At 39.6% G+C, this 25,454-nt stretch carries 25 protein-coding genes and 2 pseudogenes; 18 read left to right on the top strand and 9 right to left on the bottom strand.

The genetic code is table 11. The annotated features are described in order from the left end of the window. Positions 1 to 166 precede the first annotated feature (166 nt). The 4 genes from A9Y75_RS12680 to A9Y75_RS12670 all read right to left on the bottom strand — a co-directional run bounded on the left by A9Y75_RS12680 (position 167) and on the right by A9Y75_RS12670 (position 5,206). Positions 167 to 1,636 carry a S8 family peptidase gene (locus A9Y75_RS12680; protein WP_071189916.1) on the bottom strand — a complete coding sequence of 490 codons (1,470 nt, stop codon included), beginning with the start codon at positions 1,634 to 1,636 and terminating at the stop codon, positions 167 to 169. A gap of 540 nt (positions 1,637 to 2,176) precedes the next feature. Then, positions 2,177 to 3,649 carry a pentapeptide repeat-containing protein gene (locus tag A9Y75_RS12675; RefSeq protein WP_071189915.1) on the bottom strand — a complete coding sequence of 491 codons (1,473 nt, stop codon included), beginning with the start codon at positions 3,647 to 3,649 and terminating at the stop codon, positions 2,177 to 2,179. 224 nt (positions 3,650 to 3,873) lie between these two features. Then, positions 3,874 to 4,059 carry a hypothetical protein gene (locus tag A9Y75_RS27575; RefSeq protein WP_143046414.1) on the bottom strand — a complete coding sequence of 62 codons (186 nt, stop codon included), beginning with the start codon at positions 4,057 to 4,059 and terminating at the stop codon, positions 3,874 to 3,876. A gap of 430 nt (positions 4,060 to 4,489) precedes the next feature. Further along, complete coding sequence (locus A9Y75_RS12670; protein WP_071189914.1) at positions 4,490 to 5,206, bottom strand: pentapeptide repeat-containing protein; 717 nt, start codon at positions 5,204 to 5,206, stop codon at positions 4,490 to 4,492. Between the two features lie 293 nt (positions 5,207 to 5,499). Here A9Y75_RS12670 and A9Y75_RS12665 point away from each other — a divergent pair, with 293 nt between their 5' ends. Together A9Y75_RS12665 and A9Y75_RS12660 are read left to right on the top strand one after the other, a co-directional pair. Further along, entirely contained in the window at positions 5,500 to 6,651 is a 1,152-nt protein-coding gene (locus A9Y75_RS12665) for an FAD-dependent oxidoreductase (RefSeq protein ID WP_071189913.1), read from the top strand. A 124-nt stretch (positions 6,652 to 6,775) separates the two neighbouring features. Further along, positions 6,776 to 7,879, top strand: a complete 1,104-nt coding sequence (locus A9Y75_RS12660) for a TRAP transporter substrate-binding protein (RefSeq protein WP_071189912.1) — start codon at positions 6,776 to 6,778, stop codon at positions 7,877 to 7,879. 124 nt (positions 7,880 to 8,003) lie between these two features. Here A9Y75_RS12660 and A9Y75_RS12655 read toward each other — a convergent pair whose 3' ends face one another. Then, on the bottom strand, positions 8,004 to 9,341 hold the full coding sequence (locus tag A9Y75_RS12655) for a TRAP transporter large permease subunit (RefSeq protein WP_071189911.1): 1,338 nt from the start codon (positions 9,339 to 9,341) through the stop codon (positions 8,004 to 8,006). Further along, positions 9,325 to 9,879 carry a TRAP transporter small permease subunit gene (locus A9Y75_RS12650; protein WP_071189910.1) on the bottom strand — a complete coding sequence of 185 codons (555 nt, stop codon included), beginning with the start codon at positions 9,877 to 9,879 and terminating at the stop codon, positions 9,325 to 9,327. Before A9Y75_RS12650 ends, A9Y75_RS12655 begins: the two co-directional genes overlap by 17 nt. A gap of 163 nt (positions 9,880 to 10,042) precedes the next feature. On the opposite strand from A9Y75_RS12650, the gene A9Y75_RS12645 reads away from it, so the two are divergent. From A9Y75_RS12645 to A9Y75_RS12625, 6 genes are all read left to right on the top strand, one after another. Continuing rightward, on the top strand, positions 10,043 to 10,717 hold the full coding sequence (locus A9Y75_RS12645) for a ribonuclease (RefSeq protein ID WP_083389578.1): 675 nt from the start codon (positions 10,043 to 10,045) through the stop codon (positions 10,715 to 10,717). Positions 10,718 to 10,815: 98 nt separating this feature from the next. Continuing rightward, positions 10,816 to 11,133: a hypothetical protein gene (locus A9Y75_RS12640; protein WP_071189909.1), complete on the top strand. Its 318-nt coding sequence runs from the start codon at positions 10,816 to 10,818 to the stop codon at positions 11,131 to 11,133. Positions 11,134 to 11,147: 14 nt separating this feature from the next. After that, entirely contained in the window at positions 11,148 to 11,585 is a 438-nt protein-coding gene (locus A9Y75_RS12635; protein WP_071189908.1) for a hypothetical protein, read from the top strand. Positions 11,586 to 11,774: 189 nt separating this feature from the next. Continuing rightward, entirely contained in the window at positions 11,775 to 12,422 is a 648-nt protein-coding gene (locus tag A9Y75_RS12630; protein WP_071189907.1) for a histidine phosphatase family protein, read from the top strand. Beyond that, on the top strand, positions 12,353 to 12,538 hold the full coding sequence (locus A9Y75_RS27570) for a hypothetical protein (RefSeq protein ID WP_143046413.1): 186 nt from the start codon (positions 12,353 to 12,355) through the stop codon (positions 12,536 to 12,538). The genes A9Y75_RS12630 and A9Y75_RS27570 overlap by 70 nt, the downstream gene beginning before the upstream one ends. Positions 12,539 to 12,580: 42 nt before the next feature. Further along, positions 12,581 to 13,606: a glucokinase gene (locus A9Y75_RS12625; protein WP_071189906.1), complete on the top strand. Its 1,026-nt coding sequence runs from the start codon at positions 12,581 to 12,583 to the stop codon at positions 13,604 to 13,606. 33 nt (positions 13,607 to 13,639) lie between these two features. On the opposite strand, the pseudogene A9Y75_RS26450 reads toward A9Y75_RS12625, so the two are convergent. From A9Y75_RS26450 to A9Y75_RS12615, 3 genes and pseudogenes are all read right to left on the bottom strand, one after another. Further along, positions 13,640 to 13,903 (bottom strand): annotated as a pseudogene (locus A9Y75_RS26450) (transposase); the annotation flags it as partial. 129 nt (positions 13,904 to 14,032) lie between these two features. Next, complete coding sequence (locus tag A9Y75_RS12620; protein ID WP_083389576.1) at positions 14,033 to 14,872, bottom strand: WecB/TagA/CpsF family glycosyltransferase; 840 nt, start codon at positions 14,870 to 14,872, stop codon at positions 14,033 to 14,035. Positions 14,873 to 14,999: 127 nt separating this feature from the next. Next, positions 15,000 to 17,156 (bottom strand): tyrosine-protein kinase domain-containing protein, encoded by a 2,157-nt coding sequence (locus tag A9Y75_RS12615; protein ID WP_236721391.1) that lies wholly within the window; start codon positions 17,154 to 17,156, stop codon positions 15,000 to 15,002. A 175-nt stretch (positions 17,157 to 17,331) separates the two neighbouring features. On the opposite strand from A9Y75_RS12615, the gene A9Y75_RS12610 reads away from it, so the two are divergent. The 10 genes and pseudogenes from A9Y75_RS12610 to A9Y75_RS12570 all read left to right on the top strand — a co-directional run bounded on the left by A9Y75_RS12610 (position 17,332) and on the right by A9Y75_RS12570 (position 25,422). Further along, positions 17,332 to 18,360, top strand: coding sequence for a Gfo/Idh/MocA family oxidoreductase (locus A9Y75_RS12610; RefSeq protein WP_071189904.1), 1,029 nt, complete (start codon positions 17,332 to 17,334; stop codon positions 18,358 to 18,360). Then, the gene (locus tag A9Y75_RS12605; RefSeq protein WP_071189903.1) at positions 18,357 to 19,463 is read left to right on the top strand and encodes a DegT/DnrJ/EryC1/StrS family aminotransferase; all 1,107 of its coding nucleotides are present in this window, start codon (positions 18,357 to 18,359) and stop codon (positions 19,461 to 19,463) included. The genes A9Y75_RS12610 and A9Y75_RS12605 overlap by 4 nt, the downstream gene beginning before the upstream one ends. Further along, positions 19,451 to 20,158, top strand: coding sequence for an acyltransferase (locus A9Y75_RS12600; protein WP_071189902.1), 708 nt, complete (start codon positions 19,451 to 19,453; stop codon positions 20,156 to 20,158). The genes A9Y75_RS12605 and A9Y75_RS12600 overlap by 13 nt, the downstream gene beginning before the upstream one ends. Next, positions 20,148 to 21,122 carry an SDR family NAD(P)-dependent oxidoreductase gene (locus tag A9Y75_RS12595; protein ID WP_071189901.1) on the top strand — a complete coding sequence of 325 codons (975 nt, stop codon included), beginning with the start codon at positions 20,148 to 20,150 and terminating at the stop codon, positions 21,120 to 21,122. Before A9Y75_RS12600 ends, A9Y75_RS12595 begins: the two co-directional genes overlap by 11 nt. After that, positions 21,115 to 21,609: pseudogene (locus tag A9Y75_RS12590) on the top strand (aminotransferase class I/II-fold pyridoxal phosphate-dependent enzyme); the annotation flags it as partial. The gene A9Y75_RS12595 and the pseudogene A9Y75_RS12590, both read left to right, overlap by 8 nt. Beyond that, positions 21,602 to 22,498 (top strand): N,N-dimethylformamidase beta subunit family domain-containing protein, encoded by an 897-nt coding sequence (locus A9Y75_RS12585; protein WP_071189900.1) that lies wholly within the window; start codon positions 21,602 to 21,604, stop codon positions 22,496 to 22,498. The pseudogene A9Y75_RS12590 and the gene A9Y75_RS12585, both read left to right, overlap by 8 nt. A gap of 92 nt (positions 22,499 to 22,590) precedes the next feature. Beyond that, positions 22,591 to 23,520 (top strand): class I SAM-dependent methyltransferase, encoded by a 930-nt coding sequence (locus tag A9Y75_RS12580; RefSeq protein ID WP_177176171.1) that lies wholly within the window; start codon positions 22,591 to 22,593, stop codon positions 23,518 to 23,520. Positions 23,521 to 23,585: 65 nt separating this feature from the next. Beyond that, the gene (locus A9Y75_RS26445; RefSeq protein WP_083389574.1) at positions 23,586 to 23,732 is read left to right on the top strand and encodes a glycosyltransferase; all 147 of its coding nucleotides are present in this window, start codon (positions 23,586 to 23,588) and stop codon (positions 23,730 to 23,732) included. Positions 23,733 to 23,734: 2 nt separating this feature from the next. Continuing rightward, positions 23,735 to 23,959 carry an NAD-dependent epimerase/dehydratase family protein gene (locus A9Y75_RS12575; RefSeq protein ID WP_071189898.1) on the top strand — a complete coding sequence of 75 codons (225 nt, stop codon included), beginning with the start codon at positions 23,735 to 23,737 and terminating at the stop codon, positions 23,957 to 23,959. Between the two features lie 407 nt (positions 23,960 to 24,366). Then, a complete protein-coding gene (locus A9Y75_RS12570) occupies positions 24,367 to 25,422 on the top strand; it encodes a glycosyltransferase (RefSeq protein ID WP_071189897.1) in 1,056 nt (351 codons plus the stop codon). Positions 25,423 to 25,454: the final 32 nt, after the last annotated feature.

Genomic DNA, 25,454 nt, shown 5'->3' with positions numbered 1-25,454 from the left:
TTCAGACTCACCCCTACTCAAAAAGTCATCTTGGCTTATTTATTGTTAATTTTGGCACAAGTTGACCTTTTAGTAAAATATCTACACCAGGAATTAGAAATTATGAAAAATCTAGTCTGCTTATGGGAACCAATAATAAATTATGCCAGTTCATTTATTCCAGTTATTACCTTTTCTTAACTAACTCATCACCCTCAATATCCCCATCATTAACACTAGTAAAACTCAAACCTGGACTGTCATAATAACGCAATTCCCATTTATCATTATTCTCACCGTAATAACTGAAATTTGCTATCTTTTGCGTTCCCGTACCAACATCACGAAACCGAAATTCTAAACTATTTTCACCAACAGAAAGAACAATCGGCGGTAATTGGATAGTTGATTGTCCTTGTGAACCGAGGGGAAATAGTGAGCCTATATTTGGTAGTAGTGAACCTATATCTAAACTAAAAGGTAATAAGTCAATAGGAAATGGAAACGGCAGAGAAGGAGATGGATTTGAAGGCTGACTAGGCGCTGGAGTTGGTGTAGTATTGTTTGCCGTACTCGTGATAATTTCCCGTACTTGACTATCACTTAAGCTGCGGTTAGCGCTGAGTATAAGAGCCACTACCCCCGCAACATGAGGGGCTGCCATAGAAGTGCCATCATAAGTAGTATATTGATTATTTGGGACTGTGGAGTAAATACCTTTACCTGGAGCAGTAACGTATTTAATTTCTTGAGAACCAGAACGGTTAGAGAAGTCAGCCAGGTTATTATTTCTGTCTACTGCACCCACAGCAATTCCTGAATTGTAGGCATAGCGGGCAGGATAAGATGGTGTAGAGTCGCCATTATTTCCTGCGGCCATAACAACAATTACACCTTTGCTGCTGGCATATTCAATAGCTGACTTGAGAATGTCGTTAGAAGAATTACCTCCTAAACTCAGGTTAATTACATTAGCCCCATTATTTACAGCATAATAGATACCATTAGCAATATTTGAATAAGAACCTGAGCCATTTTTATCTAAAACTTTGACCGGCATAATTTTGGAATTATAGGCAATGCCAGTTACACCAATACCGTTATTTTCCCCAGCAATAGTACCAGAAACATGAGTTCCATGACTATTGTCATCTAAAACATTATTGTTGCTACTATCAAAGTTCCAACCTTGAAAATCATCAATATAGCCGTTGCCATCATCATCTATACCATTACCAGCAACTTCTTTATTATTTGTCCAAATATTATTTTTTAAATCTTCATGGTTGTAGTCAACTCCAGTATCTAAAACCGCAACAATAATACCCTGTCCTGTGTGTCCATGTTCCCAAGCTGCTGGAGCATTCACCAAATCTGCACCCCAATTATTTCCACCCAAATCAGGAGCATCTGCATAAGGACTTTCACCAGCGGCTCCACTTACTGCTTTGCCGGCATCTACTAAACCATAGCCATTATTGGAATTATAGCTATTAGTTGTGGCAATAGTTTCTGTTGTTTCCTCTTTCGGCAAACTGCTACGATTACCCCAACTTAAGCTACTGTCAGCCGCAGTATTAAAGGTATCAACTGGGGAAATAGGAGTAAAATTCAATTCCTTTTTGGAGGAAAAATTATTAGTAATATCAAATGTCATGATAATTTTAACCTCACAAATAGTAGTCTTTTTGTAACAGCCTGATATTTTCAAACCTTTGTCTAGCAAAAGCTGGAAACTGCGAGTTATTAGTGTATATCTAAAATTACTATGAATTGACTAATATAAAAAGCTAATTTGATTACGAATTCAGTAAATTTAAAACAAGCAATCATGACAATTGCCAAGTCATGATTTAATAACTTAATAGTAAGAATTCAGGAGTCAGGAGTCAGGAGACGCTTCGCAGACCTTTGGTTCAGAATGCTTATGAAATGAAGAATAGAGAGAAGTGAGATTTTATCAAAATCATCAAAGTTGACTAAAAAAGACTTTTATTCTCTATCCTGAATACTTACGCTTAATATAATAAAATAATAATAAAATAAAACTCAAGTTTAGTAATTCCAAAAATGCAAGTGAGTAGCATTGTAAAAATAAAGGTCAATAGATCCAAGAATATGAATTAGGCTAAAACACTCTTCCCTCCTGCGTTAAACAGTAGAATACACCCAAATTAGCAACAGTGATAACTATAAATTAACTAGATTGTCGCCAACTAGCTGGGGGTTCGATATAATCAGGGAGACGAGTAGTGCAATCGCCCAATGTCATGATTATCTGTTCTGATTCCAAGTTTTTTGCACCAGTCAAAATCGCCCCAGTGAGATTAACATCACAAAGTTGAGCGCCAGATAAATTAGCACCCATCAAATTTGCCCAAGACAAGTCAGCTTGATCAAAAATAGCCCCACAAAGATTAGCTCCCATGAGATTAGCTTGTTGCAAATCTGCTTCTGTCAAACTAGCTTGACTGAGATTAGCAAAATAGATATCTGTTTCTTGTAATTTAGCAGAATTTAAATTTGCACCTTGCAGATTTGCACCATTAAGATTTGCACCTTGCAAATTAGCCGCAATTAAACCAGCTAAATGTAAATTAGTTTTCCCCAACTTTGCACCTTGCAAGTTAGCCAGAAACAACTTAGCACTAGAGAGGTTTGCAGCTTTCAGGTTTGCTTGTTGTAAATTAGCTTTATATAAGTTTGCAGCTTGTAAATTAGCTGAACGCAAACTTGCACCAAACAAGTTAGCTGAAAGTAGGTTGACTCCATATAAGTTAGCCAAATTGAGGTTAGAACGACTCAAATTCGCTCCTCGCAAACTCGCTTTAAATAAGTTAGCTTCATAGAGAATCGACCCTATAAGTTTAGCTCCATCCAATTCTGCTTCACTTAAATCTACTTCCCTTAAATTGGCTCCAGATAAATCAGAACCTCGCAAATCTACCCGTTGCAATTTTGCACCAGCTAAGTTTACCCGCCTGATATTGGTATTACTTAAATCCAGCTTTTGATTTTCTCGATCTTGCTGAAAATTGCGTCTACCAATAACAGTTAAAGCTGCTTGAATATCCGTGCGAAGTTTGAAACTATCTGATGGAATATAAGAATCTACTGACTGTTGACGACGTACCCTATCTCGATGTTGACCCATATCAATGGCCATGAAATCTTCTGGTTTTTGTTGTTTTCTCTCTACTTGTATAGGTGCATTTTCGCGAACAAAAGCAGTGAGAACTTCCATAATTGTCCAATGTTCTTGAGGGAAATCCTGAGCAATTCTTTCTAATGCATAAATTGCACCAGTCCGCGTTTCTACTTTGTCATGTCCTAACTGGGCAATTCCGCCAATAAAGCGTTCAGTAATTAATCTTTCTTGAGTGAGTTTAGTATTTTCAATTCCCGTCGCTAGTGCTTTTTCCGCTGTAATTGCACTTTTTTGCATTGTTTGATTCCGCTTGGCTGCATAATAAGCATTAAGCATGACAGCTAAACCGAGAAAAACTATAGCAGTCGTAGTTAATGCTTGATTTCTATCAGCTATTCGCTGCGGAAGTGATAACTTATCAATATTAGTAGATGCGAAGACAATCAGTATCAAGGACATAGCAACAATAACTATGATGGTGATAAACCAATTCAAAGTTGCGTCTGTCTTTTTAGCAGACATACCAGAAAGATGCTTCACAATAATGATTTCTTACTGAGATGATTGAAAAAAACAGTATAGCATTTAGCTTCCAAGTTGGATATGTAAAATCGTGTTTGGTTGAATACTTATGATTATGGCTGGCCAAGAGACACAGGAACGCGGTAAGTTTTATGATCAGCAATTAGCCGATTTTGATCTAAGGGAACACCAAAAAATAAATTACCCAAAAATCGTAGGGTGGGTTAGGATGGTAGTCCGTAACCCACCATAAATTTAGGGGATAATAATGGTGGGTTAAGCTGCGCTAACCCTGGTACTAATTCGTGATACAATACTGTTCGGTTAAGAGTTTTTGTAGGTTGGGTTAAGCGACAGCGCAACCCAACAAAAGTCCGTAAATGTTGGGTAACAAGAACGTCAAACGCCATTCGCCTCTCTACGAGACGCTACGCGAACAAGCCGGGAAACCCGTCCACAGCGATGGCTCCCCAACCTACCTGATTTAATATTTTTAGCTTAACCGACAAGTATTGATTCGTGATAGTGACAATAACTATACTCTGTAAAAAAATATCAGCGTCTGAATAGTTACAATATATTCCTAATATAGCCATTTTTGCGGAGGTTGTTAACACCTTGTCCGTTGGGTAAGATGCGGTAATTACCTGATAACCCTCACAGATAAATCCCTAAACCACTTCTTAACCCAACATCCACTATCAAAGAGGTGTACAAGATTCCTGACGGATCGTTATATATTTACTCCTATATAGGAGTAGTTGTCAATAGCTGGAAAGCAAAAATTTTAGTTGTAAGATGCTAAGTGCGGAATTGAAATAACCTGGTATATATTATTTCTTAAAAAGAAAACTTAGTTTCTCTCAGGTTTGCACCATCAAGCATTGTATCATTCAAAATTGCATTTTGTAAACTAGCCAAATACAAGTTAGCTCGATGCAAGTTAGCACCGGAGAGATTCGCACCACTGAGATTTGCTGCACTGAGAATTGCCCCAGACAGGTTGGCTAAATTGAGGTTAGCACCAGTGAGATTTGCTGCACAGAGGATCGCTCCTTCTAAATTGACACCAGCAAGATTTGCATTCGATAGATTAGCTTGATAAAGGTTAGTTTGTGCTAGGTTTGCACCTGACAAATTTACCCCTATTAAGTTTGCATAACTTAAGTCAATCTGCTCATTTTCTGGGTCTTTTGTGATGTCTCTCCTGCCAATTACGGTAATAGCGGCTTGAATCACTTCCTGGATGTTTGTAGAAGAATTAATCATCAGTTCTTCTGGGGAAAGAATGGGAGATTTATTTCGTACAAAATGAGTCAGCATATCCATAATTACCCAGTGGTATTGCGGTTGGATTTTGGCGAGATGCTCTAAATCATTAATTGCAGATAGACTGGTTTCAATGGAATTATTCTCAAGTCTTGGTATGACATTCATTAAATATTGTTGATATGAGTTATTTTGTTGAGTATGTTTTAATCGTTCTCTAATTTCCAGCATCCACAGGATGATTTTTTTGAATGAGGCATTTTGAATTAATACACTAAGCTTAAGCATTTGAGAATTCAGATATCTAAAAATAGAAATGGAGTGTGACACTTTATTAAGTCCTAATCACAAATTCCTCACCAATGGACGGACAGAATGACGCGCTAATGAAGAAATTCATTTGTAGCTTTAATTAAGTGAATTGAACTCAGCATCTGGTTGAGACATAAACATATGTGCTACACATATTTATCAGTTTTTGGTTGTGATTCACTATTGCTTAGTATTCACCGACAATAGAGAACAATCATGATAAAATTGATTTATATTTAATCGATAATCAAATTTACTTAAATCTGCAAATGCAGGAAAATTACTATCCAAGGCAAAAAAAGTTGGTGCTGATTGGTGGGGGTCATAGTCATGCTATCGTTTTGAGACTTTTAGGTAAAAACCCCCTACCCGGACTAAGTTTGACCTTAATTACTCCAGATCAATATACACCCTACTCTGGGATGTTGCCAGGACATATTGCTGGATTTTACAATTATGCTGAATGTCATATTTTTTTACAGAATTTATGCAAATTTGCTCATGTAGAATTGTATCTTGATCAAGTAATTGGGCTGGATTTTAAAAATCACCACGTGCTTTGTGCTAACCGACCTGCGGTAGATTTTGATATCCTGTCTATTGATATTGGCAGCACTCCGGCAAAATTATCTGTATCAGGTGCAGCAGAATATACAATTGGCGCTAAACCTGTGGCGCAACTTTTAGAACATTGGTATAAATTACAGGAAACAGTTGCTGAAAATCCCCAAAAACAGCTAAGTATTGGCATTGTTGGTGGTGGTGCAGGTGGTGTCGAATTGGCATTATCAATGCAAGCAGGTTTACAGAGATTGGAAACTAAAAATTTGGAAGTGCATTTATTTCAACGCAGTGGGGAATTAATGCCAAATCATCATTTATCAGTACGGCAAATCATGGAGAGAATTTTAATTAACAAAGATGTGAAATTACATTTAAGTGAAACCGTGTGTCAAGTTGTACCAAGAAACGACAAGTTAGAGATTAAATGCGAATCTGGGTTAGTAGTTGAGTGCGATCAAGTCTTTTGGGTAACACAAGCATCAGCACCAAATTGGGTGAAAAATTCGGGTATTGGTACAGATGAAACAGGGTTTATTTTAGTAGATGATAATTTACAATCTGTTAGTCATCCCCAAATTTTTGCAGCGGGTGATATTGCGACAATGATAAATTATCACTTACCAAAAGCGGGTGTGTTTGCGGTGCGTCAAGGTAAACCGTTGTATGATAATTTGCGAAGGATGGTTTTGGGTAAATCACTTCAACCTTATAAACCACAAAAAGACTATTTAAGTTTAATTAGTACAGGTGATGGACGCGCATTAGCCACGAGAGGGGATTTTACCTTACCACCCCATCAGTTATTGTGGCATTGGAAAGACTGTATTGATAGGCGTTTCATGGCACAATTCCAGTAGATCACAAAGAAATCATGTAGAGACGTTCCATGGAACGTCTCTACAGTTTCGATCTTGTTCTACAAAAACCTGATAAATTGCACTATCAGTCGCAAGATAGAGTAATGGAAATTACTAAAAAATCATGAAACGTAGACAAATTATCAATACAGGTGCAATTGCTACAGCAACTGCTGCACTCACCGCAGCTTGTGCCAAAACCAGTACATCTACCACTGTACAAGGTAGTTTACCTACTGTCAGATGGCGCATGGCGACAAGTTGGACAAAGACTTTAGGGACTTATATCGGTGCGGAAACCATCGCTAAACGAGTCAAAGAAATGACCGGTGGCCGTTTCACCATTACCCCTTTTGCTGCTGGGGAATTAGTACCGGGATTGCAAGTATTAGACGCTGTGCAAGCTGGAACTGTAGAATGTGGACACACAGCTAGTTATTACTACATTGGTAAAAACCCAGCATTAGCTTTCGCTACCTCCGTACCCTTTGGCTTAAATGCCCAACAACAAAATGCTTGGTTGTATCATGGTGGTGGACTAGAAGCCATCCAAAAAATATATGCTAATTTCAATATTATCAACTTTCCTGCTGGTAATACTGGGGCGCAAATGGGAGGATGGTTTAAAAAAGAAATCAAATCTGTTTCTGATTTGAATGGGTTAAAAATGCGAATTCCCGGCTTGGGTGGACAAGTCATGTCTCGTTTGGGGGTGAATGTGCAAGTGTTACCCGGAGGAGAAATATATTTAGCATTAGATCGGGGTGCTATTGATGCGGCTGAGTGGGTTGGCCCTTATGATGATGAGAAACTAGGTTTAAATAAAGCCGCGCAATTTTATTATTATCCTGGTTGGTGGGAACCGGGTCCAACTTTAGATGTATTGGTGAGTCGTAAAGCTTGGGATAAATTACCTAAAGAATACCAAGAAATCTTTAGATCAGCAACTGTTGAAGCTAACGTAAATATGTTAACTGAGTACGATGCTTTGAATGGGGAAGCAATGACAAGATTGCTGGCTGGTGGGACTAAATTAACTCCTTACAGCGAAGAGATTATGCAAGCTGCAAAAAAAGCTGCTTTTGATATATATGAGGAAAATGCTAGTAAGGATGCAAGTTTTAAACAAGTTTATGAACAATGGAAAACCTTTAGACAGCAGATTTTTAACTGGAATCGTGTCAATGAATTAAGCTATGCCAATTTTGTGACGACTGATAGTAAATAGGGATTAAGAATCGTAGGGGCGAAGCATTCGGGCGATAATTTATCGGGTTTTCCCCAAGTTTATCTTCCGAATGCTTCGCCCTTACAAGAGTCAGGAAAAAGAAAAAGTTATTTTTTGGAAGTCTCTAACGTCCCAAAGAAGGTAGAAAACTCACAATTCCTGGAAAGGTAATAATTAAAAGTACCACCAACAATTGCAGCAAAATAAAGGGAATTACTCCCCGATAAATATCACCAGTTGTAACTTCTGGAGGTGCGACACCGCGCAGATAAAACAAAGCAAAACCAAAGGGAGGAGTCAGGAAAGAAGTTTGTAAATTTGCCCCTAATATTACACCATACCAAACTAAATCAATGCCTAAAGTTTGGGCGACTGGTACAAATAAAGGCACGATGATAAAAGCGATTTCAAAGAAGTCGATAAAAAAGCCCAGGAGGAAAACTACTGTCATACTCAGGGCTAAAAAACCGACTTTACCACCGGGGAGATTAGAAAGGACATCAAACATAAATTGATCGCCATTTAATCCCCGAAATACTAAACTGAAAGCTGTCGAACCTAACAGGATAAAAATTACCATGCTGGTGATTCGCAAAGTGTTATCACATACCTGACGCAGAGATGCTAAAGTTAGTTGACGGTTAGCAGCAGCCAGTGCGATCGCTCCCCCACATCCTACCGCACCCGCTTCTGTTGGTGTCGCAAACCCAAAAAAGATACTTCCCAACACTAACAAAATCAAAATCAACGGCGGTAACATCACCTCAACTACCCGCTTTCTCAAAGCCTTACCGCCAATTTCCCGCACTTCGGCTGGTAAGGCTGGCGCTACCTCTGGCTTCAAAAATGCCACAATTAGCACATGAAGAGCAAAAGACCCCGCCATCATCAAGCCAGGAATGACTGAACCGATAAATAAATCACCGACAGACACACCCAATTGATCACCCAAAACCACCAATACCACACTAGGGGGAATAATTTGCCCCAAAGTCCCCGAAGCGGCAATCACACCAGTAGCTAATTCTTTGTTGTAACCATAACGCAGCATAATTGGTAGAGAAATCAAGCCCATTGCTACCACAGTCGCGGCTACCACACCCGTAGTCGCTGCCAGTAATGCACCTACCAAAATCACAGCTAAAGCCAGTCCACCCCGCAACCGTCCTAGCAAAATCCCCATTGTTTCTAAAAGTCTTTCGGCAATGCCGGATTTTTCCAACATTGAACCCATAAAGATGAAATAAGGAATGGCTAACAGGGTATAATTGGCCATGATGCCAAAAATCCGCTGTGGCATAGCCGTGAGGAATACCGGGTCAAAAACACCCAAAGCAATACCGATGATACCAAATAAAATCGCTACACCACCCAGAGAAAAAGCGACTGGATAGCCCACAGACAGCAGCACTAAAGCCCCTGCAAACATCAACGGACCAAGCCATTCATAGTCCAGCGTCATGATTTTCCTCCTGGGGTGCTATTCTGTTTTGAAGAATTGCCAAGTTTTTAATCGCCTCGGAAATGCCTTGGAAAATCAGCAAGACAAAGGCGACAATAATCATAGCTTTAATGGGGTAACGCGGTAAACCACCGGGATCTGGAGATGTTTCCAGAATTTGCCAAGACGCAATAATGCTATCCCAGGAAAAAATAATCACCATAATGCAGAAAGGAATCAGAAAAAATACTGTTCCAAATAAGTCTGCAATTGCTTTGCGTTTACCTGACAAATTACTGTAAAAAATATCCACCCGCACGTGTTCGTTATGTTTGAGGGTGTAAGCTGCACCTAACAAGAAAACTAAGTCAAAAATATACCATTGTGCTTCTATATAGGCGTTAGATGTCAGATTACTACCAATTAGCCGCCCAATGTATCTACCTGCAACATTCCATACACCGAGTATCACCATCACCAAGACTAACCAACTCGTCCAGCGGCCAATGCGTTCAGTGCAGCTATCAATAAAGTTTGAGATTTTTAATAACTTTTCCAATGCTTTTCTGACCTCCTGAGTGACTGTAAATGTAGTTTACATTGTTCAGGGATTGAGATCCCCGACTTCTTAAAGAAGTCGAGGATCTGTGTGTTGGTCTTTTTTTTATTGCACAAATACGGTATGGTAATTTTGAAGACTTTTAGCATCAGAGTAACTGGTTATGAATATGCAAATAAAAAACGTTGTCATTGCATCTTGTTTATTAATAACTACCCTAGCTATCCCGAATAGTGCAGTAGCTCAAAGACCTGGTACTCCTGGTAAATTTGATTTTTATGTTTTAGCATTATCCTGGTCGCCTGATCATTGCGCGAAAAATGGTAATCGTAACCCCCAGCAGTGCAGCCAAGGAAGAAAATATGGTTTTGTTTTACATGGACTTTGGCCACAATATCAAAAAGGTTATCCCGCTAACTGTACAACTGAAAAATTACCTTCCTTAATCAAAGAAAAATTTAGAGGTTTATTTCCCAATGATAAACTTTATAATCATCAATGGGTAAAACATGGAACTTGTACAGGTGAAAAACCTATGGAATATTTAACATTAAGTAGACAGTTAAAATATTCTCTGGTTATTCCTTCAGCTTATAAAAGTCCTGAAAAACCTTTTCGCACTACAGTTAAAGACCTAAAAAGTGCCTTCGTGAGTGCTAATAGCAAATTTACTGCTAATGGTATTGCTCCCTATTGTTCTGATTCTGGTAGGTTTTTACAAGAAATATTCTTTTGTTATTCTAAAGATGGTAAAGCAGGTATTTGTAGCGAAGATATTTTGAGACGTTCTCGAAAAAGTTGTGGTCAGGCTAACTTTTTGGTGAGAAATGTGAGGTAAAATTAAAGAAAATTAAGGGATGGTTTGAATCATGAACTGGAAAAAATACATTCATTCAGATCCACAAATTTTATCAGGTAAACCAACTGTTAAATATTATGGAATCTTTACCCAATAATTGGAAAGATATTCAAACTGAAATTGTATATGTTGTATATCTTTCCACTGGTGATTTGCCAGTTTTATTTAGTCAGGAACAGATAAAATTAGGTATAAAATTTGATCAAAAGAGTAAGCATTTAAAGGCAATTATGAAAGGACTAGTACACCCGCGTGGTAGTATTGGGCTTGTTGATTCTCAAGAAAAAGGATATGATTTAAAATCTAAAGTATTAGGTAAAGATGGCGATAGAAGGTTTCATGCAAAATATATTAATGGTATCTTGCATTTTCCTGGTTTTATAACAGAACATTAATCCATCTAAAAATTATGACTACACTCCAATTGAAAAATCACCCAGTTTGGCAAGATTTAACTGAGATATTAGAAAATTTAGATACTAATACTCTTGTTAGACAACTTCTGTCCGAATGCTTTTATACAATTTCTGGTTATTGGGATGAGCAGGATGAATATTATGAAGCAATTACCTTACCTCAAACCACAAAAGCAGAATTAATCAGTAGTTCTGTAGGATTTAGCAGAAATAAACGATTTCTTAAATTACAATTTTCTCTGTTAGCTTATGACTGGTCTATACAAAAAGCTTTTGAGGCTTCGTGGTTCCCAGAAGATAAATCTTACCAAAAAGAAAATCAGCCCCTAGAAAAGATAGGTGAGCTAGTTCTTATCTATAATGAAAATATGGAATTTGTTGATGAAAATTGGCTTTTAGATATAGATTCTCCTCTGCTTCAGAAGAGATAATTTACTGGTTGAGATAAAAAAAATTTTCCCTCTTCCTCTCTTCTCTTAGTGTCCTATTCCTTCGGAGCGCTACGCGAACGCTTCTTCGTGGTTCATTAAAAAAACAAAATTATCTAAATCATTACGAAATATAACACTTATGTCCTAAGATTTAAATTGCACCCATTGATACCTGTAAAATTCTACCCCATGAGTCAAATCATCTGGATCGCAAGACACGCCAACCGACTCGACTTTGTCAACCCTGATTGGTTTCTCACAGCCGAAAAAAGGTATGATCCACCTTTATCAGATGATGGCATGGTGCAGGCGCAACAACTAGCGAAACGACTCAAAAGTGAAAAAATCACCCATATTTTCGCATCTCCATTTCTGCGAACAGTGCAAACAGCTAACGCCGTAGCAGAAGCATTAGATTTACCGATTAAACTAGAAACAGGCTTAAGTGAGTGGCTAAATCCAGAATGGATGACAGAAGAACCAGAAAGACACTCTACTCTAGCTTTAGCTGCATTATTCCCCAGAATTGACACCAGCTACACATCACGGATAGCCGCACAATACCCCGAAACCCATGAAAAAGTGAGACAACGTTCTGGACAAACAGCCAGATGTCTAGCAGCTGAATTCTTCCCAAATGATATCCTACTGATAGCACATGGCGCTTCTGTACTGGGGGGAGCAATGGGACTAGTTGGCGAAATTGCCAAAACAGAAGTTAAAGCTTCCTTATGTTCTTTAGTGAAAGTCGTGCGTCAAGAGTCAGAATGGTTGCTAGAACTAAAGGGAGATACCTCCCATTTAACTCAAATAGAAGAAATGGTGAGATTTGTATAAGTCAGGAATCAGGAGTCAGGAGTCAGGAGTCAGGAGTCAGAATATTTGATAAATCAGTAGATGATCAAGTAGTGATTTTTGGCGTAAACCTGAAAAATCTAACTGCTGTTTGCTGATAGCTAAATAATTACAGCACAAGTAACTAACTGATAAACTTTATGACATTGCTACTAGCAGGAGATATTGGTGGGACGAAAACTATTTTGCGCTTGGTGGAATCCTCCGATTCACTAGGCTTAAAGACTCTTTATGAGGAGAGTTACCGCAGCGGTGATTTTCCCGATTTAGTGCCGATAGTGCAGAAGTTTTTGGCAACTGCGAATACATCTACACCCGAAAAAGCCTGTTTTGGAATTGCCGGGCCAGTAGTCCAAAATACTGCCAGACTAACTAACCTAACATGGTTTTTAGATACAGAACGTTTAGCCCAAGAATTAGGAATTCTCTCCATTTCCCTAATTAATGACTTTGCGGCTGTGGGTTATGGCATTTTTGGTTTAACTAAACAAGATTTGTTGACTTTGCAAGTTGGTAAACATCAACCAGAAGCACCAATGGCGGTTATTGGTGCGGGAACCGGGTTAGGACAAGGATTTTTAATTAAACAGGGAAATCATTATCATGTTTTTCCCTCAGAAGGTGGACACGCAGATTTTGCACCTCGCACCGAGTTAGAATTTCAATTGTTGAAATACCTGTTGGATAAACATGATATTCAACGGGCTTCTGTAGAAAGGGTTGTTTCCGGGTTGGGGATTACTTCCATTTACCAATTTTTGCGAGATAGACAATTAGCCACCGAATCACCAGAAATTGCCCAAGTTGTCAGAAGTTGGGAACAAGAAGCGGGAAAGCCAGAAAAAACTGTTGATCCTGGTGCGGCTATTGGGAGTGCAGCCTTGGCTAAAAGCGATCGCCTTTCTGAACAAACTATGCAACTATTTATAGAGGCTTACGGTGCGGAAGCCGGCAATCTCGCCCTCAAACTCTTACCCCACGGTGGATTATACATTGCCGGTGGTATCGCGCCCAAAATCCTGCCTTTAATGCAGAATGGAAGCTTCTTATTAAACTTCACCCAAAAAGGCAGAATGCGCTCGATTTTAGAAGAAATTCCCATACACATAATTCTTAATCAACAAGTAGGATTAATTGGTGCTGCTGTGTGTGCAGCTAGGTTATAAAGAGCAGGAACGTGGCTTGACATACTCCCCATCCTAGAAGGATGGGGATTCTGGGGTCAAATGGCAATTGCTGGCTTGAGCCAGTCTCACATCACCTAACCTTTCGGGTTGATGCCCCAACCATTTGAATATTTTTAGCAGCATTTTCATCACGTCCATTAACAGAATTGCATGATGGACAACGTGTCTAACAGATAAATCTAGATTTTCTCAAATATGCCCACAATGAGAACAAGTTTTACTAGATGGATACCACTTATCTACAAAAACAATTTGTTTGTTTTTCTTTTTGGCTACATTATTGTTAATGTGATTTAATTTACTTGGAGGCTAGAAAAATATTTTAGCTATGCCTGTAGTGCGAGTAGCTAAAAGCACTTTTTTTTTGCTCAATCTCACAAAATCGCGTTGCTCCCTGTTATTTGACTAATCTCCCCCAAAATTTTTTGCTCTCGCTAAGTTTATGATTTGCTTTAAAGCTAGGCATATAAAAACCGGAATAGTTGTACTGTATCGACTAAATAGTCTCGATGGTTCCTGAATCAGACGATATAACCACTCACACCCTAAATGACGTATCCAATAGGGCGCTCTTTTGTGGCTTTCTGCAAATACAGGAAATGCTCCCCCCAAACCAATCATTACAGCCTGAATTTTGTCTTTGTGTTGGTTCATCCAGTACTCTTGTTTTGGACATCCTAGAGCAACGAAAACTATTCCAGCCCCACTATCATGAATTTTTTTGATAATAGCTTCATCCTCTGTCAATGTGAGTGGACGGAATGGTAAAGGCTCCATTCCAGCAATTTTCACGTTCGGAAAGACACGTTCTAAGTTCTTTCTCATCTTCTCTAGAATTACTACATCAGAACCCAAGAAGAAAAGATGAATGTCTCTTAGGGGAGCTAATTTACACAAAGATAAAAGAATATCCATACCAGCAACGCGGTTTTGAGTACCTGCACCCATTAGTTTCAACATCCAAACTAGCGGCATCCCGTCAGGAGTAACAATATCTGCACTCTTTAAAACAGAAGAAAATTCTGGATGCCAATAAGATTCTATGAGCATATGAGTATTAGCTACGCAAATAACTTTGCTAACTTTACTCATCGCCCATTCTAATATGAAATTTATTTGTACTTCAAACGGTGAAGCAGTAACAGGAGAGCCTATTATATTTATTTTTGCAGGGATTGTTGAAACTTCAAATTCCTGAGATGGATTTAAGTATTGAATTTGAATTTGTTTTTTTGCAGTTAGCATCTCTTTTTTATATTGTTGTGGTGTAAAAGTCTTAAACTGGAGTTGGACAATTCAAAGCTAGTAAAAAGATCATGAAAATCCTTAGCCATTTGTTATTTGACAGGGACGGAAACCTAATATTTTTTCCTTATATATCGACAGTGATCGCACCCAAAATAGGAGTAGAAGAAAAATTTAATTGCTCTAATACTTTGGCTAAAACGGAACACTTTGTTTTACCTACTCCTATAGTCAAAATACTTGCATCTGTGTGCCTAGTTAGGAGACTAGTATCTGCAAAACCTAATAGATGTGATGTGTCATATATAATTAAATCAAAATTTTCCTTAAATTGTTCTGTCAAGTTTTGCATCTGAGGATCTGAAAGTAAAATTGTAGGATTTGGGGTAATTTGACCAGTAGTTAAGATAAACAAGTTATGCTCTAAGGACAATTCTTCTGTATTCTTTGAAGTTTTTTTCTGTGAATTATAAATTTGTTCTCTGATGTAGCTATAGGGTCTTTGTATAACATTCTCAAAATTTAGCCCTTCAGCAATGAGGTTGCTTAATCCTTCTGTGTTGGGTAAATCCAACATTTTATGTATAATAGGATTACGCAAGTTTCCATCTACTAATAGCACACGTTTACCCATTACTGCTGCTGTCTGAGCTAAGTAAAAAGCAATTGTCGATTTACCATCTCCAGGAGCGGCTGAAATAATTGCTAGAGAGCGGATAGCATTCTCATTATTGAGAAGGCAAATATTTGTATAAATAGAGAGGAAAGATTCCCAAAAGTTTGAGCTATCATGTTTTTGAGAAGGCTTACCATTCTTGCCAAACCTAATATGAGGAATATTCCCTAATATTGGTAGTTTAATTTTATCTTTTACTTCCTCAAGTTTATAAAAGACGTTGTTGAGCTTGTCTATAATTAAAGCAAATCCCAGACTTAATAATAACCCCAAAACTAATCCTAAAATTAAATTACGACTAGTACTTGGTGCAAGATTCTCAGGTTTACTCGGCGGAGTCAGTATCTGCCAAGGAACCTGCTTTTGCGCTGCATCTATTCGTAATTTCTCACGTTCGGTTAAAAAGTGATTTAGGTTATCAACAGTAATTTTTAATTGTCGTTCTAAATCATCTTTTTGACGGATGAGAGCCGGAAACTGTTTAACCTGATGCTGCAAAAAAAATTCAGCTTGACCAAGAGATTGGACTTGGGTTGTTAATATCTGAATTTGCTTATTTGTATCAATAAATTTTTGAATTTCTTGCAGGCGAGCCGAATTTGGGGCAGATGAATTTAAGGAATTCATGGTTGTGTTTGAGAATTTACTTCCCAAAATTCGCCTTTTTTCTCCGTCTATTAAATCCAGTAAATTTTGTTTTTGAATCAGCAAATTTTGAAGGTTTGGGCTATTTTCCGTATATTGAGCAGATTGTATGGCGATTGTAGCTTCTACATCTTGTAATTTGCTTAATAGTTTCTGATAATCAGGAGACTCACTCAAAGTTGAAATAGCCTCTGCTTCATCAGCTTCTAAATTTAACTGTTTTTGCAAACTATTGTAAAGTGTTTGATTTCTAGCCAATTGTATTTCGTTATCTAGCTGTTTCTGCACAATTTGGTCAAGTTGATTAGCAAGCTGCTGGCTTTGAACTTCAGCATTAATCAGTCCATATTTTTGACGAAAAGCTTGTAGCTGTGACTGAAGATTTTCAACTCTATTTAGCATTTGTGGTAGTTGCTCTTCCACAAACTTAATTGCTAACTTAGTATTTGTTTGGCGTTCCTCTAAACTATATTGTAAGTAAGATTCAGATGCTTTATTTAATACAAATAAAACTTTTTCAGGGTTTGAATCTTGGTAACTAACTTCTAAAATTTGAGTATTTGGCAGGAGTTTGATTTTGAGTTGAGGTGCGCTGCTGCCTGGATAATACATCTGAACTTCTTGAGTGATAGGAGACATCAGCTTAGGACTTTGTAAAATCTTCAATTTGGTTTCATCAACTTTGTTATAATCTTCCTGTCTGTTGTCTCTCGCTACTTTATCTTCAGCGGTTACCGGCTCAGTTAAAAGTTCAAATTTAGAAATATACATTGGAGGACTATTCAGAGCAAATCCTATACTGGCACAAGCAATAGTAGTTGTGCCAATTCCAATTATTAGTATTCTGCGGCGAATAACTGCAAATAATCTGCCTATATTCAATCCCCCTTCATTACTTTCTTCATGCTGAACTGTGTACATGAGAGGCACAGATTGATACTGCTGTTCATTTATTTCAGACATAGATAAATTCTGCTGAAAATAGTTTTTTTTTCTCATTTTAAAAGTTTAATATCTTGCTGGCAGCATAAAGGTTTTAAAAGTCTACCAAGTTGGAAAGTAACACTTATGTAGGGGTTATTGTGGTCAAATTGGCAGAATTTCTAGGCTCATCTCTATCAATAAATACAGCCAGACAATTAATACAATCAAAATAGGTGTCATCGGCTATGGCTACTGGGGTCCAAACTTAGTCCGCAGCTTTGCAGATGTAGCAGGAGCAGAGGTCATAGCAGTTAGTGATTTCCAGGTAGATAGGCTGGCAAAGGTGCAATCACGATACCCAGCCATACAGCTAACGACAAATAGCCAAGACCTTTTTGCTGATCCAAAGATTGATGCGATCGCTACCCCAGTTTCTACTCATTACGATTTAGCCTTAGCCGCTTTGCAAGCCGGTAAACACGTATTAGTAGAAAAACCGATGACTGTTTCCTCTGAACAGGCAATGAGACTGATAGATGAGGCTCAAAAGCGTAATTTAGTCTTGATGGTAGATCACACCTTTGTTTATACAGGTGCAGTGCGGAAGATGCAAGAACTGGTAGCAACAAAGGCCATCGGCGATGTCTATTATTATGATTCTGTCCGTGTCAACTTGGGGCTATTCCAGCACGATGTCAATGTGATCTGGGATTTGGCAGTCCATGACCTCTCAATTATGGACTATGTATTGCCATCAAAGCCTTATGCTGTCTCGGCTACAGGGATGAGTCATGTTTCTAGCGAGCCAGAAAACATTGCCTATTTAACCTTATTTTTTGATAATAACTTGATTGCACATATTCATGTGAATTGGCTCGCACCAGTAAAAGTGCGGCGGACAATGCTGGGTGGTAGTCAAAAGATGGTCTGTTATGACGATTTAGAGCCGAGTGAAAAGATTAGGGTATACGACAAAGGAATTACAGTGAATGGCAGTCCTGAGAACGTTTACCAAATGCTAGTTGGTTATCGCACCGGTGATATGTGGTCTCCCAAGTTGGATATGACAGAAGCTTTACAAACAGAGGCATTACATTTTATTGATTGTATTCGACAAGGCCATCGCCCCATCACAGATGGAGAAGCGGGACTGCGGGTAGTGAGAATCCTAGAAGCTGCTACCCAATCTATCAAACAGCAGGGACGATTAGTTGAACTAGATTTAGCAAAGGTAGCAGTATGATTCCATTTGTAGACTTGAAAGCCCAGTACAAAAGCATCAAAAATGAAATTGAAGCCGCTGTTTTGAAAGCCCTAGAAAGTACACAATTTGTTTTAGGTAGTGAAGTTGTTGCTTTAGAAGAAGAGTTTTCCCACTACTGTGGTGCTAAATATGGCATTGCTGTAAATACAGGTACTAGTGCGTTGCATCTAGCATTATTAGCTGCTGGCATTGGCCCTGGTGATGAAGTAATCACCACACCTTTTACCTTTGTCGCTACCGTAGCCGCAATTGACTATACAGGAGCTAAGGCTGTTTTTGTAGACATTGACCCTGTTTCTCTGACTATAGATGTAACGCAGATTGAGGCAGCTATTACCGAACGAACTAAAGCAATTCTGCCAGTTCATCTCTACGGTCAGCCGGCAGACATGAACCCAATTTTAGAAATTGCTCAACGTTATGGTCTAATTGTCATTGAAGATGCCGCCCAAGCGCACAGGGCTGAGTACAAGGGGCAACGAGTTGGTAGTATTGGGGACTTAGGTTGTTTTAGCTTTTATCCTGGTAAAAACTTAGGGGCTTATGGTGAGGGAGGGATGGTAGTTACCAATAACCCTAAATACGCCCAGATAATTGAGATGCTGCGGGACTGGGGACAAGAACGCAAGTATCACCATGTCCTCAAGGGTTATAACTACCGCATGGATGGCTTGCAAGGAGCAATATTACGGGTTAAATTACGTCACTTATATGCCTGGACCCAGGCTAGGAGAGCGATCGCTGCCCAGTACGATCAACTCCTAGCAAAAGCAGACGTGAAAACTCCAACTGTTATGCCTTACAGCCATCACGTTTACCATATTTATGCTGTGCGCTCTAAAGAAAGGGATGTACTACAACAGCGGTTACATGAGCAAGAAATTCAGACAGGCATTCACTACCCAATTCCTGTGCATTTGCAACCAGCTTACGCAGATTTAGGATATAAGGCAGGTGATTTTCCTCACTCAGAACTAGCATCCAGGGAACTGTTATCCCTGCCTATGTTTGCAGAACTATCTCCAGTGCAGATAGAAACTGTTAGTGCTGCCTTATGTGAGAGGATACCATGTCTCAACTAGTGAAAAGTAGGATAGTGCAAGCTGTACATGGCTCTCAAGACTTAAAACCAGATCCAGAATTTGAACTAGAAATGGCAGCGTGTTTCCGCCATCAGTATAACCATCAGAATTTAATCGAACTGTATACCCGATTTACTTTAGGGGAGACTGATTTTGATCTTTTGATGCGGCGAATTATTTGCCGTGCAATATCCTGTAAATTTGGACATGGTGTTCATATTGGCAGTAGCGTAGGTTTTAAGCATCTAGAAACCTTTGAGATCGGCGATCGCGTTTTTATTGGTTCACAAACCTACATCCAGGGGCGATTCGACGGTAAGTGCATTATTGGTAATTATGTTTGGATTGGACCACAGAGCTATTTTGATGCTCGGAACTTGATTATTGAAGATTACGTAGGATGGGGTCCAGGTGCAAAAGTCCTGGGTTCAACTCATACCGGATTACCAATTGACATTCCCATCATCAAAACAGACTTGGAAATCAAATCAGTAAAAGTGGAAACAGGAGCAGATATCGGTATGAATGCAGTTATTATACCTGGAGTCACAATTGGTAAAGGCAGTATTGTTGGTGCTGGAGCGGTTGTCACTCAAGATGTACCACCATTTGCCATTGTAGCTGGTGTTCCTGCTCAGTTTTTACGCTGGCGAGAAGGATTTGAAGCATCGGAGAACAGAGAATATGCAAAATAAGCGAATTTTAATTACAGGTGGTGCTGGTTTAGTTGGCTCTCACATTGCCGATTTATTGGTGAAAGAAGGAGTATCGGAGATTATTGTTCTAGATAACTTTACGCGCGGATGTCGTGACAACCTAGCTTGGACACAAGCCAATGGTCCCTTGGTTATTGTGGAGGGAGATATCCGCGATCGCCAACTTCTGGCTGATATCATGCAAGGTGTGGATATAGTCTTTCATCAAGCAGCAATTCGCATTACCCAATGTGCTGAGGAACCCCGACTAGCATTGGAAGTTCTCGCCGATGGTACTTTCAATATTTTAGAAGCAGCAGTTAAAGCCGGGGTGAAAAAGGTAGTTGCAGCCTCATCAGCTTCAATATATGGCATGGCAGAGAATTTCCCCACAACTGAATCTCATCATCCCTACAATAACCGCACTTTATACGGTGCTGCAAAAACCTTTAATGAGGGACTATTACGCAGTTTCTATGAAATGTATGGACTCAATTATGTAGGATTACGCTACTTCAATGTCTACGGATCACGAATGGATATTTACGGTGTTTACACCGAGGTATTAATTCGCTGGATGGAGCGAATTGTTGCCGGACAACCACCATTGATTTTTGGGGATGGTGAGCAAACAATGGATTTTGTCTATATCGAAGATATTTCTAGAGCTAATATCTTGGCTGCTAAAGCTGATGTCACAGATGAAGTGTTCAATATTGCTAGGGGTGTAGAAACTAGTTTAAATGATTTAGCCCATAGTTTACTAAAAGTGATGGGTTCTGATCTCCAACCAGAATATAAACCAGAACGTAAAGTTAACTCCGTACAACGCCGACTAGCAGATGTTACCAAAGCCAAAGAATTATTAGACTTTGAAGCACAGGTATCTCTAGAAGAAGGGTTATCTCGCTTGGTTACTTGGTGGTGTCAGCAAAAGCTGAGGAAGGAAACAAGCCATGTCTAAGCAGATGCAAAATATCCCCATTGCTAAACCTTGGCTTGGCGAACCAGAAGCAGAAGCAGCAAGACGGGCTATCATGTCTGGTTGGGTGACTCAAGGACCAGAAGTTGCAGCATTTGAACAGGAATTTGCAGCTTATGTAGGGGCAAAATATGCTTGTGCTGTCTCCAATTGCACTACAGCCTTGCACCTAGCACTGTTAGCCGTAGGTGTGCAACCAGAAGATGAGGTGATTACTGTCAGTCACTCTTATATTGCCACTGCTAACAGCATCCGCTATTGTGGCGCGATTCCAGTTTTTGTGGATATTGAACCGCAAACATACAACATCAACCCCATCTTAATTGAAGATATGATTAGCGATCGCACTCGCGCTATTCTTATCGTTCATCAGATGGGAATGCCTTGCGACCTCAAAGCTATTTTAGCGATAGCGAAGCGCTGCTGCAAGCAGATCGCCCACCGCCATAATTTACCAGTGATTGAAGATTGATGTCTCCTATTACACGAATTTGGATGCAAGTACCAATCCTTTGCAATTGTATTCTCATCAGATATTCCTCTCTGTCGGTCACGATGAGTACTGGTCGCTGGATGAGCGCAATAACGTCCAACAAGCCAGAGACAACGGCATCAACTTGGCCTTTTTCTCGGCAAACACTGCCTACTGGCAAGTCCGTTTTGACCCTTCCCATAGCGGGCAAGCGAATCGCGTGATGACTATCTATAAGGATATTTCAGGGATCGGACTTAATGCGTCAATTGACACAATTGCTCAAACTAATCCTGTAGCCGCAACCACACTGTTCCGTAGCCCTGAAGTCAATCGACCGGAGAATGCCTTACTGGGAGTTGGATACGTATCAGACCACGGTAATATTTATGGTGGATATGACTTCGTAGTTAGCAATGCTTCCGATCCTTACTATGCCAATACTGGTCTCAAGAATGGAGACAAGCTCAGGGGTTTGGTGGGTTATGAGTGGGATGCACTTTTAAGTAATGGCTTCACCCCACCTGGACTCGTTGTTCTGTCCCAATCACTAGTCCAAGCCAACAGCATATTGCCACCACTTCCACCTGGAACAAACCCGAATATCTCCAATGCAGTACGTTATACAGCGGCGAGTGGTGCCAAAGTCTTTTCAACTGGCTCAATTCAGTGGGTATGGGGTCTTGATAGCGACTGGATTGTGAGTCCTTCTGTTGAAAGTATTAGTTGGTTGAGAAGGATGAAAAAACTGTGGATTCTTGGCTTAAATAGCCCAAAAGTTACGAATCCTCGTGTTGATTCCAGGGCGCAGCAGATAGCAGTTAATGTGTTCGCTGATATGGGAGCAAAACCTCAAACCCCATCTGTTGGGATTGTTTTAAGCTGATTTATACCAGTGAAAAGTGCTGAAAATTCGACTGAAACCGCAAAAAATTAATTGAGTAGAAAACTTAATTATGGGATATGGGAAGCGCACATATGGACATTGTTACAAGCTGCACAACACAACGTACCTATCAGCAACTCCTTGACATCTGGCAACACTGTCTCACTGGCGATCGCTTTACCGAACCGCAGGAAGGGGTCGTCGATGAACTCAGCAGGTTCTTTGGGCTGCCTCCTGAGAAAGTCCGTTGGATATGCGAACACTCCGCAGAGATTATAACTGAGGAGTGGCTTAAGACAGGACAATCGACACCTGACGAAATCTACCGCTTTTATCAGGCCCAGACATATTGGCTGTTCGGCACATTACGGTGGCACGCAAATCAGGATCAGCCGTATGCTGTGAAGATTGCAAACGCCCTACAGCATCTGCCCCCTGGTCATCACCTCGATTTCGGTTGCGGTGCTGGAACTGCTAGTCTCTTTTTCAATGCGCTCGGCTGGCAGAGTTCTCTTGCTGACGTTTCTGAATCGGCTATAGACTTCGTGCGGTGGCGGTTTGAACACCGAGGAATACATGGTATATTTTACAATTTTGAAACCGAGCAACTTCCGCCAAACACATACGACCTGATCACTGCATTCGATGTTATGGTGCATATTTCCGATATTCCTGCGGTTTTGCGCCGACTACAGGAGAGTCTCAAACCTAACGGGTATCTGGTGTTCAACGTTGATAGTCGCAAACCAGCAGCTATGACTCAGTGGCACCTCTACGATGCTCACTATCCAGTGATACGTCATATCCGGCGGTCAGGTTTCCGTCAGATGCCAAAGATCCTACCCTTCTACTGCTATCAGAAAATAAATCGTTCGCGACTCAATGCATCCGCTGTGGGTATCTTTGATTACTTGCGACACAATCAATTTCAGACGGCAATCTTTGGATCTGCTCGTCGGCTGCTGTTCCTTACAAAGAAGACTTTATCAAGGATCGCACCCGGCATTCACGAAGATCCTTAGTAATTTTCTTTACTTTATCGTCAGGGGCGCATACTAAAAAATATCTTTTTTATTTGTATCCAATCATGTCTCTTATATCTGTTATCATTCCTGCTTACAAGCGCGGTTACGTAATTGAGAGAGCGATACGAAGTATCCTGGGACAAACCCATCAAGACTTTGAGATTCTTGTTGTTGATGATGGTTCTAAAGATGACAGGAACCCCGACTAGCATTGGAAGTTCTCGCCGATGGTACTTTCAATATTTTAGAAGCAGCAGTTAAAGCCGGGGTGAAAAAGGTAGTTGCAGCCTCATCAGCTTCAATATATGGCATGGCAGAGAATTTCCCCACAACTGAATCTCATCATCCCTACAATAACCGCACTTTATACGGTGCTGCAAAAACCTTTAATGAGGGACTATTACGCAGTTTCTATGAAATGTATGGATATCAATAAGGGCGATTCAATCTCAATAATGACCAAAATATTCGCATTAACGACCACTTATTGACAATATTTTAGTCCATTACTATGATCCTGAAAAAATCAATCAAACGATAAATAGGGATTTCTTGGTTTATACATGAAAACGGTATTTTGTCAATAAGATTTAGATGCGTTTCCCCTGTGCGTTTCCCCTGCTGGAAGTGGTGATAATTCGTTAACAAGTTTCAAAAAGGATAAAATTTATGGATGCTTCATTCCCAGCAGTTTCAATTATTATTCCAGCTTATAAGCGAATTGATTATCTAAGGCAAGGGCAAGTAATATCAGCTTTATCTTATTACGGTCAAGCTATAAAGTACCATTTTTGGGGATAAACAATATAAGTTTTATTTATTCAGGAGGAAGTAACTTTGAATATGGATAGGCATTCATTAGTTAGTATTATTATTAATAACTACAACTACGATCGCTTTCTCCCAGAGGCAATCAATAGTGCCATTAACCAAACCTATTCTCACATTGAAATTATTGTTGTTGATGATGGTTCAACTGACAATTCTTGTGATATTATCGCTGGATATGGTAATCGCATCATTCCCATTTTGCAACCCAATGGCAAACAAGCTGCGGCTTTTAATAGTGGATTTGCCAAAAGTAAGGGCGAAATTATTATCTTTCTGGATTCAGATGATTATTTATTCCCTGATGCTGTTGAACAAATCGTTGCCGTTTGGAAACCAGAACTTTCTAAAGTCCACTATCGCCTAAAAGTTGTTGATACGCTAGGGAAATCCCTTGGTTACTCTTGTCCCCAAGGAAGTGCCTCTCTTTCAAATGGTGAGGTATGGAAAATTCTCTTAGATAAAGGTGGATATGTCAGCACTCCAACTAGCGGTAATGCACTAAATCGTCGCTTTCTGGAAAATTTATTTCCCATTCCTGATGAATATAAGCTGACCGCAGATGACTATTTATCTTTTCAAATTCCTTTTTATGGCAATGTTGTCGCATTAGAAAAACCGCTAGGTGCTTACAGAATTCATGATATGAATCAATGGGCATTGGCAACTGTCACCAGTAGTCGTTTCCAACGGTTTGTGCGTCATGATTTACAGAACTTCGCTCTGTTAACCCAGAAAGCAAAAGCATTGGGCTATGAAATTCCTGCTGATTTAGAACAACGTTCAATAGGACGTTTATGGTCGCGGATTATTTCTTTACGCCTAGATCCTCAAAAGCATCCAGTTCCGAGCGATCGCACAGTAAATTTAATTTACTACGGAATTCGCTGTCTCTGGAAATACTCAGACTTTAACTGGCAAAAGCGACTGTTCTACAGCCTCTGGTTTATCTGGGTTGGTTTGATGCCATTACCTCTAGCTGAACCTGCAATGACATGGTTGTATGCACCCCAATATCGTCCCAAATTAGTTGATTGGACTGTAACTAGAATTCGGGCGCTTGTTGCTTAAAAAACTCTTTTCTTGAATAATAATCAACCAAA

Origin of the sequence: Trichormus sp. NMC-1 (assembly GCF_001858025.1) — a bacterium.
Classification (GTDB): Bacteria; Cyanobacteriota; Cyanobacteriia; order Cyanobacteriales; family Nostocaceae; genus Anabaena.
This window is presented reverse-complemented; position numbering and strand designations above follow the sequence as displayed.

Coding starts and splice junctions, on each gene's coding strand:
- A9Y75_RS12580 (WP_177176171.1), top strand. CDS start 22,591: ATGGACATTGTTACAAGCTGCACAACACAACGTACCTATCAGCAACTC.
- A9Y75_RS12670 (WP_071189914.1), bottom strand. CDS start 5,206: ATGCTTAAGCTTAGTGTATTAATTCAAAATGCCTCATTCAAAAAAATC.
- A9Y75_RS12605 (WP_071189903.1), top strand. CDS start 18,357: ATGATTCCATTTGTAGACTTGAAAGCCCAGTACAAAAGCATCAAAAAT.
- A9Y75_RS12620 (WP_083389576.1), bottom strand. CDS start 14,872: ATGCTAACTGCAAAAAAACAAATTCAAATTCAATACTTAAATCCATCT.
- A9Y75_RS12600 (WP_071189902.1), top strand. CDS start 19,451: ATGTCTCAACTAGTGAAAAGTAGGATAGTGCAAGCTGTACATGGCTCT.
- A9Y75_RS12645 (WP_083389578.1), top strand. CDS start 10,043: ATGAATATGCAAATAAAAAACGTTGTCATTGCATCTTGTTTATTAATA.
- A9Y75_RS12680 (WP_071189916.1), bottom strand. CDS start 1,636: ATGACATTTGATATTACTAATAATTTTTCCTCCAAAAAGGAATTGAAT.
- A9Y75_RS12635 (WP_071189908.1), top strand. CDS start 11,148: ATGACTACACTCCAATTGAAAAATCACCCAGTTTGGCAAGATTTAACT.
- A9Y75_RS12630 (WP_071189907.1), top strand. CDS start 11,775: ATGAGTCAAATCATCTGGATCGCAAGACACGCCAACCGACTCGACTTT.
- A9Y75_RS27570 (WP_143046413.1), top strand. CDS start 12,353: ATGGTTGCTAGAACTAAAGGGAGATACCTCCCATTTAACTCAAATAGA.
- A9Y75_RS12615 (WP_236721391.1), bottom strand. CDS start 17,156: ATGTCTGAAATAAATGAACAGCAGTATCAATCTGTGCCTCTCATGTAC.
- A9Y75_RS26445 (WP_083389574.1), top strand. CDS start 23,586: ATGTCTCTTATATCTGTTATCATTCCTGCTTACAAGCGCGGTTACGTA.
- A9Y75_RS12660 (WP_071189912.1), top strand. CDS start 6,776: ATGAAACGTAGACAAATTATCAATACAGGTGCAATTGCTACAGCAACT.
- A9Y75_RS12625 (WP_071189906.1), top strand. CDS start 12,581: ATGACATTGCTACTAGCAGGAGATATTGGTGGGACGAAAACTATTTTG.
- A9Y75_RS12675 (WP_071189915.1), bottom strand. CDS start 3,649: ATGTCTGCTAAAAAGACAGACGCAACTTTGAATTGGTTTATCACCATC.
- A9Y75_RS27575 (WP_143046414.1), bottom strand. CDS start 4,059: ATGGCGTTTGACGTTCTTGTTACCCAACATTTACGGACTTTTGTTGGG.
- A9Y75_RS12640 (WP_071189909.1), top strand. CDS start 10,816: ATGGAATCTTTACCCAATAATTGGAAAGATATTCAAACTGAAATTGTA.
- A9Y75_RS12655 (WP_071189911.1), bottom strand. CDS start 9,341: ATGACGCTGGACTATGAATGGCTTGGTCCGTTGATGTTTGCAGGGGCT.
- A9Y75_RS12595 (WP_071189901.1), top strand. CDS start 20,148: ATGCAAAATAAGCGAATTTTAATTACAGGTGGTGCTGGTTTAGTTGGC.
- A9Y75_RS12570 (WP_071189897.1), top strand. CDS start 24,367: ATGGATAGGCATTCATTAGTTAGTATTATTATTAATAACTACAACTAC.
- A9Y75_RS12665 (WP_071189913.1), top strand. CDS start 5,500: ATGCAGGAAAATTACTATCCAAGGCAAAAAAAGTTGGTGCTGATTGGT.